The organism is Tianweitania aestuarii (assembly GCF_018457165.1).
GTDB lineage: Bacteria > Pseudomonadota > Alphaproteobacteria > Rhizobiales > Rhizobiaceae > Tianweitania > Tianweitania aestuarii.
This window is the reverse complement of record NZ_JAFMNX010000001.1, coordinates 240,516-255,244: the sequence shown is the minus strand read 5'-3', so window position 1 is coordinate 255,244 and position 14,729 is coordinate 240,516. Positions and strand designations below refer to the sequence as shown.

The following is a 14,729-nucleotide window of genomic DNA, read 5'->3' as shown; positions in this document are numbered from 1 at the left end:
ATAAAAAAGGCCCGCACCGTTTCCGACGCGGGCCTTTTCTTTCGTTCCTTGATCCGATCAGAAGTTCAGGCTGAACTTCGCCTTCACCGCGTTCTGGGTGAAGTCGGAGCCGAACTGGCCGCCATACTGCACGCCGAGCGTTGCACGTTCGCTCAAGGTGAAGTCGATGCCGGCTTCGATCACGGCCGTATCGTCCGCAACCGCGGCCCCCGTGACGTCGAACGCGCCGCCGCCGGCAAAGGCGACATTGGTGTTCGGCGAAGTGTCGCCATAAGCATGCTGCCAGCCGATCAGACCGCGTGCCTGTGCCGTCACGCTGCCAAGGTTGAACGGAGCCGATGCACGAACGCCGAGCGTCGTGAAGGTCGTGTCCATCGAGCCGCCGTCGACCGAAAGGGCAGCTGCCCCGCCGCGTTCGGTGAAGCCGTCGGTGTCAAGGCTGACATAGGCGAGGTTGGCGAAGGGCTCGATCGCGGCCTGCCCCACATCGAAGCGATGCGCCAGTTCACCAAAGGCCTGGAACGTGCCGGCATCATAGTCACCCGACAAGCCGTCGCTGAAGCCGGTGAAGGCAACGGAGCGGCTGGTTTCGATCGAATGCCAGCTATAACCGACGCCGGCGCGCAACGATGTTCTGTCCCACTGACCGCCACCATAAAGGCCGAGATGGTAGTTGTCGCTGCTGGCCGATGACGAGCGGCCGTCCACATCAAAGGACGAGTGGCTGTAGCCGGCCATCAAACCGAGGCGCCAGGTTTCCGAAAGCGCACCGTCGAAGCCCGTGAAGAAGCCGCCGGTGGACTGTTCGAGTTCCGCCGTTTCGCTCGTGCCCTTAGTCGTGCTCCACACGCCAAAGCCCTGCGTCCACAGCGTCGGACCGGCAGGACCGGTCGACTGGATGGCTTTTGCGCCGTCGGCATAAGACATCACCGGCAGATCGGTTGCTCCTACAGAAGCAAAGGCCGTACGGATGCGCTCGTTGGCCGCGTTGCGCAACATGGCGCTGTCGTTGATCAGCGCCGTCCTGGTGGACGCATGCACTTCGCCCGAAAGCGCATCGAAAGCGGTCCGCGCAGCCTCTTCGTCGGCCTGCCACACCACGGCATCATAAACGGCATTGCCGCCGCCCAGCGCTTCAACCGCACCGGCCGTTGCCCGCTGATTGGCTGTTTCACCCACCGTTGCGAAGTCGACCGCGTTGCGCGCCACATCGAGCGTCACGCGCGTCGGATCATAGGTGAAGCCGAGATCGATGAACGGCAGATTCTGGTTCAATGCCGCAAAGCGACCATCGATCCCACCCAGAGCCGTCAGGATTTCGTAGCGACGGCCTGGTGTATAGGTGCCTTGTGCCTTTTGAACGAAGACGTTGGCGCCTTCGATCTGCGCCGAACCCGTTGCCGCGATCCGGTCACCGGCGCCCGACGGGTCGATCTCGACCTGATAAGTCGAGCCGGCCGCAAGCGTCACATCGCCGGCCACGCGCAGCGTTCCGATCGAGTTGCCCGGTGCAACGGTTGCGCCCGACGCCACGGTCAAACCGCCCATCGTGCCGGAGCCGGCCAGGATCGCGCCGTCGGCCAGAGCGACGTTGCCCACGATAGACGCACCGGCATGATCGGCGTCGCCGATGATCAAACCGCCGTTCAGCACCTGCGTGCCGCCCGTATAGCCGTTCACGCCGTTCAACACGAGCCAGCCATCGCCTGATTTGGTGAGGCTGCCTGCACCATCGATCGTGCCGTCGAAGCGCGTGTTGATGGACTGATCCACCAGCAACGAAGCGCTGCCCAGCCCGACGCTGCCGCCGAGACCCGACAGAGAGGCGGCAACAAGATCGTGGTTGTTGAGGTCGAGACGACCGCCATTCACGGTGTAATCGGTGTTGTCCACCAGACCGCCTGCAACACCGGCGCGCAGCGTACCGGCTTCCACCAGCGTGCCGCCGGTATAGCTGTTGGCCGCATCGAGCGTCAGCATGCCTGCGCCGCGCTTGGCGAGACCGCCCTGCCCGCTGATGGCCTGGCGCACCGACACATCGGCACCCGCATCCACCACGTCGATCGCACCCGATGCGTCGAGCTTCACTTCGCGATCAAGGCTGGACATTGCCGTGCCGTTGATACGCAGCGTGCCATTTGCCAGACGCAGATCAGCATCGACGCCGCCAAGTGCCGCGTCTTCGTCCACGATCAGCGTGCCGCCATCCGTCACCAGCGTTTCGCCGATAAAGGAATGATCGTCGATGCAATACTCCTGGATCGCCTTGGCAAAGCGGGCATCCGTGCTGGCGCAATCGAGCAGCATCTTCTTTTCGTCAACGGTCAAACCGGCGAGAATCGGATTGCCGTTCTCATCCGCGATCTGACCGAGATGCACGTCGGTGCGCATATTGTTGCGCGTCAGGAAGAACTCCTTGTTGCGCCCGTCAAAGTCATAAGCGCCTTTGCCCCAGACCAGCCGCGTCTTGGCAGCCGCACCATCCGCATAGGTCTCCAGCTTCGGCCCGATCCAACGCAGTTCCTGAGCCACGGCTTCATGGTCGGACAAAGAACCGCCGCCGGGTAGCGTCGCTTCCTGGGCCAAGGTCCCGGTGTACGGACCGGTGTCACTGATTTCAGCCCACTTCGCGAAGGGTCGCGACATCATGATGTGGTCGATGTTGACGCGATCCCAGCTAGGCCAGGTGTTGGTGGCATCTTCGCCATCACTGGTCCAGGTCGCCCGACCATCCCCAACTTCGCTTGGCGTGTAGAGCTCGCGGTTTCGTTCCTGCTGGAACAGCTGATACTGCTTTTTCAGGACGTTCATCGTCACCGGCGTGTTGCTGGCAACCGGATAGGTCTCGTCTTCGAAGGTCAGGCCTTTAGCGGCCATGTCCTTGGCGATGATGGTTTCCCATTCGCGCCAGCTCAGCTGACCTGATGAGGTCTTTCCAGGAAACTCTTCTCGGTTCGCAGCGAAATAGCTGTCGATGAATGTTCGATATTTGTACGTGCCGTTCACACTTGTACGCATATCATCAAGATAAGCGTTGAACTCTGCTTCCCTCCCCGCCGGAATATATTCTTGCGCGAGGTCCTTCCATAGCTGGCTCGCCCCATCATCGCTTACGACGCGACCGAAAAGGTAGGCCTGCTGATCTGCGCTGTGCAGACCGCGTTCCGAAACGTCGCCGGCATTGAAATCGCCCATGATGACGCTTGGCACGTTCACGGAAGCGGCAGCTTGGTTGAGCCGCTTGGCTTCAGGCAGACGGTATGTAGGTTCGTCATAGTAGTTGAGGTGGATGCCCGTCACCACCAAATCCGGGAAGCCGTTGCCGGGCCGCATGTGCACGGTGTCACCCGGCAGGTTCTCAAATGGCACGCTCGAGAACACCCGACCGCTCCCTTTGGAGCCTTCATCGAGATTTTTCTCGTAAGACGTGAAGCCTGGCTTGCGCGGCAGGCCATTCAACACATCCAGAGTATTGCGGGTAATGGCGTCGGAAACGTTCTCCGTGAAGCCATCTGGGGTCCGGTTGTTGTTGTTCAGCTCCGGCAGAACCAGGACATCCGGCGTTACGCCAGACAAGAGCGCCTTCATCGTTTCGTTGAAGACAAACTCGCCATTCGCCTTGGCAGTTGGATCCCACATTTTGGAATTCTGGTTCTGATTCCAGATGTTGAAGACCATGAACTTCAGCGAGTGAGAGTTCTCGGTCGCGTCCTGCGCCTGTGCCCCCGCACCGAACGCCAGCAACAGCATGCCTGCCGTTGTCGCCTTGAGCGCCGCATGCGTGCGGCCTCTCGCAGATGTGTTTGCCATAAGCTAAAAAACCCCCAAGATGATTGTTGGTGAACCTGCAGAAATGTTGTTTTGCGGACATTAATGGGGATGTATGTCAGTTACGCAACAGGAAATTGACCCTCGTAAAAATTCAACGATGAAGCTGTGCACATCTTGCCTTGGCCAACGGGAAGCCTTTCAGCGATGACATTCGACGATCAGAGCGCAGAAGCAGCCAACAAGAAAACGCGCCGCCAAGCGTCGTTGCTGCGCGAGATCGAAGAACGGAACTTTGTTTCCGTCGATGAAATTACGCGGCGTTATTCCGTCACGACGCAAACGGCGCGGCGCGACATTATGGCACTGGAAGAAGCCGGTCGGGTTCGTCGGCTGCATGGCGGCGCAGCCCTTGCCGTTCCGCTTGATCCCGGCACCTATCGCCAGCGCCGCACCGATCGGGCTGTGGAAAAAACGCGGATCGCAGCAACCGTTGCACGCCTCATCCCCGATGGGGCGACCGTGTTTCTCGATACCGGCACGACCTGCGAGGCGGTGGCGCGCGCCCTCCTTGCAAAACGGGGGCTGCGGATCGTCACCTATAGTTTGCGCGTCGCATCCCTGATCAGCGAACATTCCGAGTTCACCCTGGCCATTCCCGGCGGCTTCGTGCGGCCGATCGATGGCGGCGTGTCGGGCGAAGACACGACCGACTTCATCCGGCGCTTCAAGTTCGATTACGCCGTGGTGTCGGTCAGCGGCATCGACGACGAGGGCGATCTTTGCGATGACGACCACACGGAGGTCGCGATCGTTTCAACGGCGATGAAACAGGCAACGCAGGTCATCCTGGCGGTCGACAACAGCAAGTTCAACAAGACTGCTCTGGTGCGGCTCGGTTCGATGCGCGACGTTCATAGTCTCGTCACCGATCGTGCGCCGCCTGCATCGTTGAACGCGCGCCTGCTCGATTTCGGTGTCACCCTTCACCTGCCGCAGACAGCAAGGGCCTGACGGTCAGGTAATACGCCGCTTTTCGAGCTTCCGCGCCAGCGTGCGGCGATGCATGCCGAGCCGTCGCGCCGTTTCGGAAATGTTGAAACCGGTGTCCACCAGCGTTTCGTGGATGCGCTCCCATTCCAGGTTCTTCAGCGACGTCGGCCGCTCGGTCAGCGGCACGGCCGTGTCGCCATCGACGCGGCCAAAGGCTTCCTCGATATCGTCGGTGTTGGCAGGCTTGGCGAGATAATGCCGCGCGCCGAGCTTGATCGCTTCAACCGCCGTCGCGATGCTGGCAAAGCCGGTCAGAACCACGATGCGCGTGTCCGGATCATGCTCATGCAGCGCCTGAACGCATTCCAGCCCCGAGCCACCCACAAGCTTGAGATCGACAACGGCGAAGCCGGGATCATAACCGCTCAGGAGATCGCGTAGAGCCGGCACGGAATCGCACAAGCGCACGGTGTAACCGCGTCGCTCGAAGGAGCGCTTCAGGGCGCGCGCAAAACTGGCGTCGTCTTCCACGATCACAAGGGAGCGCTCAGTGGGCATGACCGACCCCTTCGACGGACAAGGAAGACAGTGGCAGGTCGAGGGTGACGCATGCGCCCCCTTCCGGCCGGTTGGTCGCCGACACCGTACCGCCAAGCTTGCGCACGACATTCACCACCAGAAACAGCCCCAGACCACCGCCCGGACGTCCCTTGCTCGAGCGATAAGGACGGCCGATTTCGGCCAGCATCTCCGGCGAAAACCCCTTGCCCACATCGGTTACGATCAAGCGCAGATTGTCGCCTTCACGAGAGGTCGCGACCTTCATCCAGCTGGGCGATTCCTCATGCGCATTGTCCAGCACGTTGAAGATGACCTGCTTCAGCGACAGATCGGACACGATCGCCGCATCGGGCGAAAAGCCGTTCTGGAACACCAGATGGCGCGGCGAGCGGCTGGCGCGCCATTCACCGACGAGGTCGTCGAAGAAGCCGGTGACGGTGGTGCGCACCACGCCCTCGCCGCGCGCTTCGCCCGACGACATCAGGATGCCCGACACGATCGACTTGCAGCGATCGAGCTGGCTTTGCATCTCCGTGATCTCTTCCGTCAGCTCCGGCTCTTGCCTGAACAAGGGCATATGCTTCCAGTCGTTCAGGATCACCGAAAGGGTGGCAAGCGGCGTGCCGAGTTCGTGGGCGGCACCGGAGGCCAGCAGGCCCATGCGCACGATGTGATGTTCCTCGGCCGATTGCTGGCGCAGATCCGCCAAACGGGCGTCGCGTGCCCGCAGATTGCTGCTGGCCCGGATCAGAAACAGCACAACCAGTCCGGCCGTCAGCACGAAGCAGAAGAACATGCCCTGGATATGCAGCTGCAGGAGGCCGGTTTCCTCCAGATGCGGCAGCTCCAGCGGTTGAAAGAACACCGACAGAAAGACGAAGCAAAGCGCCGTCAGCGCCACCAGTACCCAGCTCGACCAGGGCTGCAGCAAAACCGCGCCGAGCGTCACCTGAAGGAGGTAAAGCGAGATGAACGGGTTGGTGGCACCGCCACTGAGGTAGAGCTGCGCGGTCAGCGTCGCGACATCGAGCAGAAGCTGGATGAAGAGTTCGGTATTTGTCAGGGCCGACTGGCTGCGCGCGCGCATCAGGCTGAAGATGTTGAGCGCAACGAGGCCGAGCAGGATCAACCCCATCGGCAACAACGGCAGGTCGACCCCAAGACCGAAACCGACGAACAGGATGGTGATGATCTGGCCGCACACCGCCAGCCAGCGCAGTTGCACCAGCAAAAGAAGGTTGTTCTTGTTCGTGGCGTCGTGGTTCAGCGTCGGGCTCCATGCGAAGCGAAGCCGTTGATACCACAGTTTTTGCTGTCGATCCGTTACGGGCATCGAGCTCAAGGCCCGCGACGCGCGCGTCGGTCTTCCCGCACGAGATAATAAGCCGCCACCACCATCAGCAAGGCGAGGCCGAACCAGGTCAGCGCGTAGATCAGATGGGTGTTGTTGAAACGCAGAACGGTCAATCCGCCTACCGGCGCTTGCGGCAGTTGCACGGCTTGCGCATCCACGAAAAAGGGCGCGGCATTGTCGAGATCGCGCTTTTGCGCAATCGCCGCCACGTCGCGCGAAAACCAGCGATCGGCGGCGGGATCGTTCGTGCGCAAAAAGCCGCCTTTCGGCTCGCTGATGCGCAGAAGGCCTATAACGGTGGTTTCGCCTTCGATCTGGCCCCGGGCGCGGGACGAAGGATCGCGCTTGTCCGACTGCACGAAGCCGCGATTCACGAGCACGATGGGTCCATCGTTCGTTTGAAACGGCGTCAGCACCCAGAAGCCGCCGCCGCGTTCCGTCAGCGCCTGCACCAGCGTTTCGCGATCATTGAGGTAATGGCCGGTCAGAAACACGCGCCGATATTCGTCGCTGGCAGCGGTGATGCCCGACCACGCGGCCGGGCCGGGTGCCGGCACGGGATCGGCATGAACCCGTGCATCCACCCGCTCGATCAGGTCGAGCTTCCAGGCGCGGCGCTCGATCTGCCACACGCCGAGGGCGCAGAAGCCGGCAAACAGGAGGGCTGTCAGGCCAAGCAGCAGGCCGAGAACCCAGAACCGGCGTTCAGGCCGGCGCTCACTGGCTTTGCTGTTCAGCATCTCCACCCGGAACCGGGTTCGAGGTGACGGGCCCCTGCCCGTCCATCTCCATGCCCGGCATCATGTTGGCGTTGAGGTGGAACATGACCCAGAGCGAGCCGGCGAGCACGATCACCACGATGATGAGCGTGAAGAACAGCGCCATCAAACTCCAGCCTGCTTCCGACTTCGCGTTCATATGCAGGAAGAAGACCATGTGGACGACGATCTGCACCACGGCCGCCGCCATGACGATGAAGACGGTCCAGTTCTTGTCGAGCGTGCCGTGCATCACCAGCCAGAACGGAATGGCGGTCAGGATGACGGACAGCACGAAGCCGGTGATGTAGCTCGTGTAGCTGCCGTGGTTGTGACCTTCGTCGTGAAGATCCTCGGCATTGTCCCGCGCGTGCTTTTCGGCGGTTTTCGTCTGGTTGCCGGCATTTGCGGCAGCGGTGTGGGCGTGCTGGCTCAACGGAGCATCCCCATCAGGTAAACGAAGGTGAAGACGCCGATCCAGATGACGTCCAGGAAATGCCAGAACATCGACAGGCACATCAGCCGGCGGCGATTGGCGGGAATGAGGCCGTGCATGTTGACCTGCACCATCAGCGTCACGAGCCAGATGATGCCGAAGGTGACATGCAGGCCGTGGGTGCCGACCAGCGTAAAGAAGGCCGACAGGAAGGCGCTGCGCTGTGGGGTGGCGCCGATCTCGATCAGATGGTGGAACTCGTAAAGCTCGATGCCGAGGAAGGCGAGGCCGAACACGCCGGTGATCGCCAGCCAAAGCTGCGTCGTGCGCACATTGCCCTTGTCCATCTGCAGCATGGCGAAGCCATAGGTGATGGACGAGAACAGAAGCATCGCCGTGTTGATCGCGACGAGTTCGAGCTCGAACAGATCCTGCGGACCGGGGCCCGCCGCATAGCTCGAACCGAGCACGCCGTAGATGGCAAACAGGATCGCGAAGATGAGGCAATCGCTCATCAGGTAGACCCAGAAGCCGAGCGCCGTGCTCGAGCCTTCGGCGTGTTCGTGCTCGTCCTGCAGATAGAAGACGAGCTCGTCGGAGTTGGTGTCCGCCGGATTGGCGGTGTTGACTGCGCTTGCCATGATCAGTGTCCAGCCGTCAGGAGCTTGGTGCGCGTTGCTTCCGTCGCGGCCACCGTATCAGCGGGAATGTGGAAATCCCGATGGTAGTTGAAGGTATGCGCGATCGAAACCGCCAGGATGCCGACGAAAGACAGCGCAGCCAGCCACCACATGTACCAGATCAGACCGAAGGCGAGCGCGACGCTCAGGCCGGCGATATAGATGCCGGTGGCCGTGTTGCTCGGCATGTGGATGGCGCGGAAGCCTTCCAGCGGACGCTTGTGGCCACGCTTCTTCATGTCGGCGAAGGCGTCGTTGTCGTGGATCACCGGCGTGAAGGCGAAGTTGTAGTCCGGCGGCGGCGACGAGGTCGCCCATTCCAGCGTCCGACCGTTCCATGGATCGCCCGAAAGGTCGCGCAGGCTGTCACGACGCCAGATGCTGACGGCGATCTGGACGAGGAAGCAGGCGATGCCGCAGGCAACGAGGAAGGCGCCGAAGGCCGCGATCTGGAACCAGATCTGCAGGGACGGATCCTCGAACACCCGCAGGCGACGCGTCACACCCATGAAGCCCAACACATAAAGCGGCGCGAAGGCGACCCAAAAGCCGATTACCCAGAACCAGAAGGACAGCTTGCCCCAGAAGTCGTCGAGCTTGAAGCCGAACGCCTTCGGGAACCAGTAGTTGATGCCGGCAAACAAGCCGAACAGCACGCCGCCGATGATCACGTTATGGAAATGCGCCACCAGGAACAGCGAGTTGTGCAGCACGAAGTCGGCAGGCGGGATCGCGAGCATCACGCCCGTCATGCCGCCGATCACGAAGGTCAGCATGAAGGCGACTGTCCACATCATCGGCAGTTCGAACCGGATACGGCCGCGATACATCGTGAACAGCCAGTTGAAGATCTTCGCTCCCGTGGGGATCGAGATGATCATCGTGGTGATGCCGAAGAACGAGTTGACGCTGGCGCCCGAGCCCATCGTGAAGAAGTGGTGCAGCCATACGAGGTAGGACAGGATGGTAATGACCACCGTCGCGTAGACCATCGACGTGTAGCCGAACAGGCGCTTGCCCGAGAAGGTCGACACGACTTCGGAGAAGATACCGAAGGCCGGCAGGATCAGGATGTAGACTTCCGGGTGACCCCAGATCCAGATCAGGTTCACGTACATCATCGGATTGCCGCCGAAGTCGTTCGTGAAGAAGTTGGTGCCGACGTAACGGTCGAGGCTGAGCAGCACGAGCACGGCGGTCAGAACCGGGAAGGTCGCAACGATCAAGACGTTCGTGCACAGCGACGTCCAGGTGAAGACGGGCATCTTCATCATGGTCATGCCGGGCGCGCGCATCTTCACGATCGTGACGAGCAGGTTGATGCCCGACAACGTGGTGCCGACGCCCGCGACCTGCAGGCCCCAGATATAATAATCGACGCCGACGCCCGGGCTGTACTGGATGCCCGACAGCGGCGGATAGGCCAGCCAGCCGGTCTGCGCGAACTCACCGATAAACAGCGAGATCATGATGATCACGGCACCGGCCGCCGTCATCCAGAACGAGAAGTTGTTGAGGAACGGGAAGGACACGTCACGCGCGCCGATCTGCAGCGGGATGACGAAGTTCATCAAACCGGTCACCAGCGGCATGGCCACGAAGAAGATCATGATCACGCCGTGGGCGGTGAAGATCTGATCGTAGTGGTGCGCGTTGAGATAGCCTTCGGACCCGTTGAAGGCCATCGCCTGCTGCAGGCGCATCATGACGGCGTCGGCAAAGCCGCGCAAAAGCATGACGATGCCGAGCACCATATACATGATGCCGATCTTCTTGTGGTCGACGGTCGTGAACCATTCGCGCCACAGGAAGCCCCACAGCTTGTAGCGGTAGAGCGTGTAAACGAGGCCGAGACCGCCGAGCGCCACCACGATGAAGGTGACGATCAGGATCGGCTCATGGATCGGGATCGACTCGAGCGTGAGCCGGCCGAAGATCGCAGTCAGGAGGGGAGAAGTGTCAGGCATGATGGCTTCAGCTGTTCGACGGCCGCAAGGAGCCGAATGTCTGTGAAAGCGACGGGTTGACCGGGCGGGTACCCGGCCGCGGCAGGCTCATTCCGCGCACCGGCGTGCGATCCACGATCGAAACCGGCTTGGACGGATCGGCCTGGCCGGCAGCCAGCGCTTCCTCGATGGTGCAGATATTGGCGACGAAGGACGGTTCGGCACCGAAGATCGAACCGCGACGCGCCGTCTTGTCGTAGGTCAGCGGCAGCAAGTTGCTGAGACCCGCCAGACCGGCGCCGCCTTCGGCGTCGATCATGGCCATTTCGCTCATGCACATCTTGCCGGGCTCGACGCAGTAGTTGCGCACGGCATCGAACAGGAGCGGATCGACGTCGGCGAAATACTGCACCGGCACGTTCTCGCTCGGGCGTTCGAGCTCGAGGTAGTCCTGACGCTGCAGGTCGCCGCCATCCGCCTTGACCTTGGCGACCCACTCGTCGAAGCCGGCCTGCTCCAGACCATGGAAGCGGAAGCGCATGCCCGAGAAGCCGTGGCCGCTGTAGTTGGCCGAGAAGCCGTCATAATCGCCGGGGCTGTTGATCACTGCATGAAGTTTTGTTTCCATGCCGGGCATGGCGTAGATCATGCCGGCGAGCGCCGGGACATAGAAGGAGTTCATCACCGATGACGAGGTGATGCGGAATTGGATCGGGCGATCCACCGGTGCCGCCATCTCGTTGACCGATGCGACGCCATATTCCGGGTAGATGAACAGCCACTTCCAGTCGAGCGCGACGACCTGCACTTCGAGCGGCTGCATGTCGGCCGTCACGGGCCGGTTCGCATCGAGGCGGTCGAGCGGGCGATAGGGATCGAGAAGATGCGTGCCCATCCAGGTCACGGCACCCAGACAGATGATGATCAGGAGCGGAATGGCCCAGATCACCAGCTCCAGCTGCGTTGAGTGATCCCAGTCCGGATCATACGGCGCGTCCGTGTTGGATGCGCGGTAGCGCATGGCAAACACGACGGTCAGGATCATCACCGGAATGATGATGATGAGCATCAACACCACGGAAATGATGATGAGGTCGCGTTGCTGCGCAGCGATGTCACCCGATGGCGACATGACCACGAAGTTGCACCCGCCCAACAAAAGAAGGACGGGCAGGATGGCGAATGAGATCAACCGGCGGAATAATGGAGACATCAGCGGCACACTTGCTTTTCTGTCTGGTACCTATCTTTATCACGGATGCAGCCACATTGGACAATTTGCCCAATGCCTAAATGGCGCATTGAACGGCAAAACGGCACACTAGCGAAGCGGAGCCGTTCAATCGGCCCGAATCCGGCGTTCTCGAAGTCTTACGGTACGAAGACCATGGTTCAACCGACTGCCACTGCTGAGCGTGACGCGCGGCTCATCAACACCCGTCACGAAGATGTGAACCCGAACGACATCGCTGTCGGCGTCGTGATCGGCCGTACGTCGGAGTCGTTCGACTTCTTCGTTTATGCGATCGCGTCCGTGATCGTGTTCCCCAAGCTGTTCTTCCCGTTCGTGGATCCGCTGCTGGGCACGCTTTATTCCTTCGCGATCTTCGCGCTCGGCTTTATCGCCCGCCCCTTCGGCACCATGATCTTTACGGTGATCGACCGTATCTACGGCAAGGGCGTGAAGCTCACGATCGCCTTGTTCGGCCTGGGCTGTTCCACCGTGGCGGTGGCGTTTATCCCGAGCTATGAGACGATCGGCGTGGCGTCGATCTGGATCCTCACCCTGTTCCGCATCGGCCAGGGCCTGTCGCTGGCCGGCACGTGGGACGGCCTGGCCTCCCTGCTCGCCCTCAACGCGCCGGAAAAGCGCGGCGGCTGGTATGCGATGGTGCCGCAGCTCGGCGCGCCGATTGGCCTTCTCGTCGCCAGCGCCCTGTTCGCCTTCTTTGTCGGCAATCTCGGTGCGGAAGACTTCTATGACTGGGGCTGGCGCTATCCTTTCTATGTCGCCTTCGCCATCAACGTCGTGGCGCTGTTTGCCCGCCTTCGTATCGTGTCGACGCCCGAATACACACATCTGTTCGAAACCCGCGAATTGCAGCCGGCGCCCGTTCTCGGCACGCTGCGTACGCAGGGCGGCAACATTCTGCTCGGTGCCTTCGCGCCGCTGGCGAGCTTCGCTCTGTTCCACATGGTCACGGTGTTCCCGCTGTCTTATGTGTTTTTGTTCACCGACGAGGGTCCGGCCCGCTTTCTGATGATCGAAGGCGTCGGCGCGATGTTCGGCATCGTTTCCGTTGTTTTGTCCGGTTATCTCGCAGATCGGCTTGGCCGCCGCACCTTGCTGGCCGGTTCGGCCGTGGCGATTGCCGCCTTCAGCGGCTTTGCACCCCAGCTGCTGGATGCCGGTCCTGCCGGTGAAACCATCTTCATGATCACTGGCTTCATTTTGCTCGGTTTGTCGTTCGGCCAGTCGTCCGGTGCGCTCGCCGGCCATTTCCAGAAGGGCTACCGCTACACCGCCTCGGCGCTGACATCGGATCTCGCCTGGCTGTTCGGCGCAGGCTTCGCCCCCTTGGCCGGCCTGCTGCTTGCCGCCAATTTCGGGCTGATCGCAGCCGGCGGTTATCTTCTTTCGGGTGCGGTGGTGACCCTGCTCGCTTTGTATTTCAGCCGCTGGGAAAAGTAAGCGCGGTTTGCGCCTCTTCGGTTTGCAGGACGCATGCGCGCCCGCGCGCAAGTCGCGTCCTGCAAGCTTCTTTACAGCAGCCGGCGACGGCCCGGCGATTGCTGTAACGACAATTACGCCGCAACCCGGCGCCTGAACAATCCCGCCGCAAGGCACAAGCGCTTCTATGTTACGCAGGGTAAAACCGGCGGATGACGGCGCTCTACTGAAAAACTCTACTTGCCTATACCTTCGCGCACGCGTACTCCCTCCTTATTGCTATAAGGAGCTTGATTTGATGGCGAATGATGTAGAGGAACTCGATAATAGTAGTTTGGCCGAACTCACGGCCGACATCGTTTCAGCTTATGTTTCAAAGAATGCTGTGCGGTCCAACGATCTGCCGCTTTTGATCAGCGACGTTCATGCGGCTCTCGCCGGTTTGCGCACCGAAACCAAGGCGGCAGAGCCGGTGGAAGCGCCAAAGCCCGCCGTGCCGATCAAGAAGTCGATCACGCCCGACTATCTCATCAGCCTGGAAAACGGCCAGAAGTTCCGCTCGCTGAAGCGTCACCTGATGACCAGCTACGGCATGACCCCAGACGATTACCGCACCAAATGGGGCCTGCCCGCCGATTATCCGATGGTCGCGCCCAATTACGCCGCGCAGCGCTCGGAACTGGCGAAAAGCCTCGGTCTCGGCCGCAAGGCCAGTGAAGACGCTCCCGAAACGCGCGACGAGCCGGAACCCGCGCCTGCCCCGAAGAAGCGCGGCCGCAAGCCTAAGGCTGCAGCCACGGAGACCTCCGAGACGTAATCGGACGCGTTTCTTTCTTGAACGCAAAACAGCGGGCTCTCACCCGCTGTTTTTGTTTGCGCCTGTCGCTTGTTCAGCGATCAGTCGGCCTTGTTACTGCACCTTCTGCAGGTTCATCGTCGCGGGATCGCTGTTCGGCTCACCGGGCATCGGAATATCGGGCGTGTTCGGCTGGTCGATGATGCTTTCCGGCTGCGAAACGCCCGGCGCTGGCTGGATGCTTTCCGTGCCGGTTGTGGTCGAACGATTGGCCGTGCCGTTGGTATTCATATCGCGGGCCGCATCGTTCGAATTGGTAGCACCATAAGTGCGGTTGATCCCGCCGGAATTGTTGACGCCACTGTTGGGTGTCACCGGCGAACCGGGAGACGGCGTCGTGTTGCCAACGCCAACGCTCGAGCCGCTGCCGCCACCGATGGTTGCGCTGCCCACCGATCCGCCGCCGCCCACCGTGCCGCTGCCGCTGATCGAGCCGCCGCCCACCTGGGCGCTCGCGATCGCGGTGGAGAAAGCCAGCGCCGAGATGGCTGCAAATGTCATGCGTTTGAAAGAGGTGCGTTTGAAAGAAGTGCGTTTGAAAGAAGTGCGTTTGAAAGACATGGGTCTTCCTTTCCTTGGAAACATCTGCGGTCCAACGGTCAACCGCCGCACTTGTTTCCCACTCGCCGCAAAGTGATTGGCGAAGGCGCCTGCGGCAAGATAGCTGTGCGCAGAGTTCCAGCAGCCGTTTACCAAAGCCTGCAAA

The 14,729-nt window shown here is 61.2% G+C and carries 13 protein-coding genes; 4 read left to right on the top strand and 9 right to left on the bottom strand.

Annotation, left to right across the window (positions count from 1 at the left end):
* Nucleotides 1-57: 57 nt before the first annotated feature.
* Nucleotides 58-3,810: an autotransporter domain-containing protein gene (locus tag JYU29_RS01230; RefSeq protein ID WP_213982970.1), complete on the bottom strand. Its 3,753-nt coding sequence runs from the start codon at nucleotides 3,808-3,810 to the stop codon at nucleotides 58-60.
* Nucleotides 3,811-3,975: 165 nt separating this feature from the next.
* Between JYU29_RS01230 and JYU29_RS01225 the strand changes: the two genes are divergently transcribed.
* Nucleotides 3,976-4,782 carry a DeoR/GlpR family DNA-binding transcription regulator gene (locus JYU29_RS01225; RefSeq protein ID WP_213982969.1) on the top strand — a complete coding sequence of 269 codons (807 nt, stop codon included), beginning with the start codon at nucleotides 3,976-3,978 and terminating at the stop codon, nucleotides 4,780-4,782.
* A gap of 3 nt (nucleotides 4,783-4,785) precedes the next feature.
* On the opposite strand, the gene JYU29_RS01220 is transcribed toward JYU29_RS01225, so the two are convergent.
* Genes JYU29_RS01220 through cyoA form a run of 7 tightly spaced genes read right to left on the bottom strand, consistent with a single transcriptional unit; the run spans nucleotide 4,786 to nucleotide 11,709 of the window.
* Complete coding sequence (locus JYU29_RS01220) at nucleotides 4,786-5,319, bottom strand: response regulator transcription factor (protein ID WP_213982968.1); 534 nt, start codon at nucleotides 5,317-5,319, stop codon at nucleotides 4,786-4,788.
* The gene (locus JYU29_RS01215) at nucleotides 5,309-6,655 is read right to left on the bottom strand and encodes an ATP-binding protein (protein ID WP_213982967.1); all 1,347 of its coding nucleotides are present in this window, start codon (nucleotides 6,653-6,655) and stop codon (nucleotides 5,309-5,311) included. Before JYU29_RS01215 ends, JYU29_RS01220 begins: the two co-directional genes overlap by 11 nt.
* Nucleotides 6,656-6,660: 5 nt before the next feature.
* A complete protein-coding gene (locus JYU29_RS01210; protein ID WP_213982966.1) occupies nucleotides 6,661-7,416 on the bottom strand; it encodes an SURF1 family protein in 756 nt (251 codons plus the stop codon).
* Entirely contained in the window at nucleotides 7,394-7,870 is a 477-nt protein-coding gene (gene cyoD, locus JYU29_RS01205; RefSeq protein WP_213982965.1) for a cytochrome o ubiquinol oxidase subunit IV, read from the bottom strand. The genes JYU29_RS01210 and cyoD overlap by 23 nt, the downstream gene beginning before the upstream one ends.
* Complete coding sequence (cyoC, locus tag JYU29_RS01200) at nucleotides 7,867-8,511, bottom strand: cytochrome o ubiquinol oxidase subunit III (RefSeq protein WP_213982964.1); 645 nt, start codon at nucleotides 8,509-8,511, stop codon at nucleotides 7,867-7,869. Before cyoC ends, cyoD begins: the two co-directional genes overlap by 4 nt.
* A 2-nt stretch (nucleotides 8,512-8,513) precedes the next feature.
* Entirely contained in the window at nucleotides 8,514-10,517 is a 2,004-nt protein-coding gene (cyoB, locus tag JYU29_RS01195) for a cytochrome o ubiquinol oxidase subunit I (protein ID WP_213982963.1), read from the bottom strand.
* Nucleotides 10,518-10,524: 7 nt separating this feature from the next.
* Nucleotides 10,525-11,709, bottom strand: coding sequence for a ubiquinol oxidase subunit II (gene cyoA / locus JYU29_RS01190; protein WP_213984188.1), 1,185 nt, complete (start codon nucleotides 11,707-11,709; stop codon nucleotides 10,525-10,527).
* A gap of 174 nt (nucleotides 11,710-11,883) precedes the next feature.
* On the opposite strand from cyoA, the gene JYU29_RS01185 reads away from it, so the two are divergent.
* Together JYU29_RS01185 and JYU29_RS01180 are read left to right on the top strand one after the other, a co-directional pair.
* Complete coding sequence (locus tag JYU29_RS01185) at nucleotides 11,884-13,188, top strand: MFS transporter (RefSeq protein ID WP_213982962.1); 1,305 nt, start codon at nucleotides 11,884-11,886, stop codon at nucleotides 13,186-13,188.
* Nucleotides 13,189-13,465: 277 nt separating this feature from the next.
* Nucleotides 13,466-13,984 carry a Ros/MucR family transcriptional regulator gene (locus tag JYU29_RS01180; RefSeq protein WP_213982961.1) on the top strand — a complete coding sequence of 173 codons (519 nt, stop codon included), beginning with the start codon at nucleotides 13,466-13,468 and terminating at the stop codon, nucleotides 13,982-13,984.
* Nucleotides 13,985-14,077: 93 nt separating this feature from the next.
* Here JYU29_RS01180 and JYU29_RS01175 read toward each other — a convergent pair whose 3' ends face one another.
* Nucleotides 14,078-14,338, bottom strand: coding sequence for a hypothetical protein (locus JYU29_RS01175; RefSeq protein ID WP_213982960.1), 261 nt, complete (start codon nucleotides 14,336-14,338; stop codon nucleotides 14,078-14,080).
* Here JYU29_RS01175 and JYU29_RS01170 point away from each other — a divergent pair.
* Nucleotides 14,328-14,660: a hypothetical protein gene (locus JYU29_RS01170; RefSeq protein ID WP_213982959.1), complete on the top strand. Its 333-nt coding sequence runs from the start codon at nucleotides 14,328-14,330 to the stop codon at nucleotides 14,658-14,660. The two genes, JYU29_RS01175 and JYU29_RS01170, sit on opposite strands and share 11 nt — an antisense overlap.
* Nucleotides 14,661-14,729 lie beyond the last annotated feature (69 nt).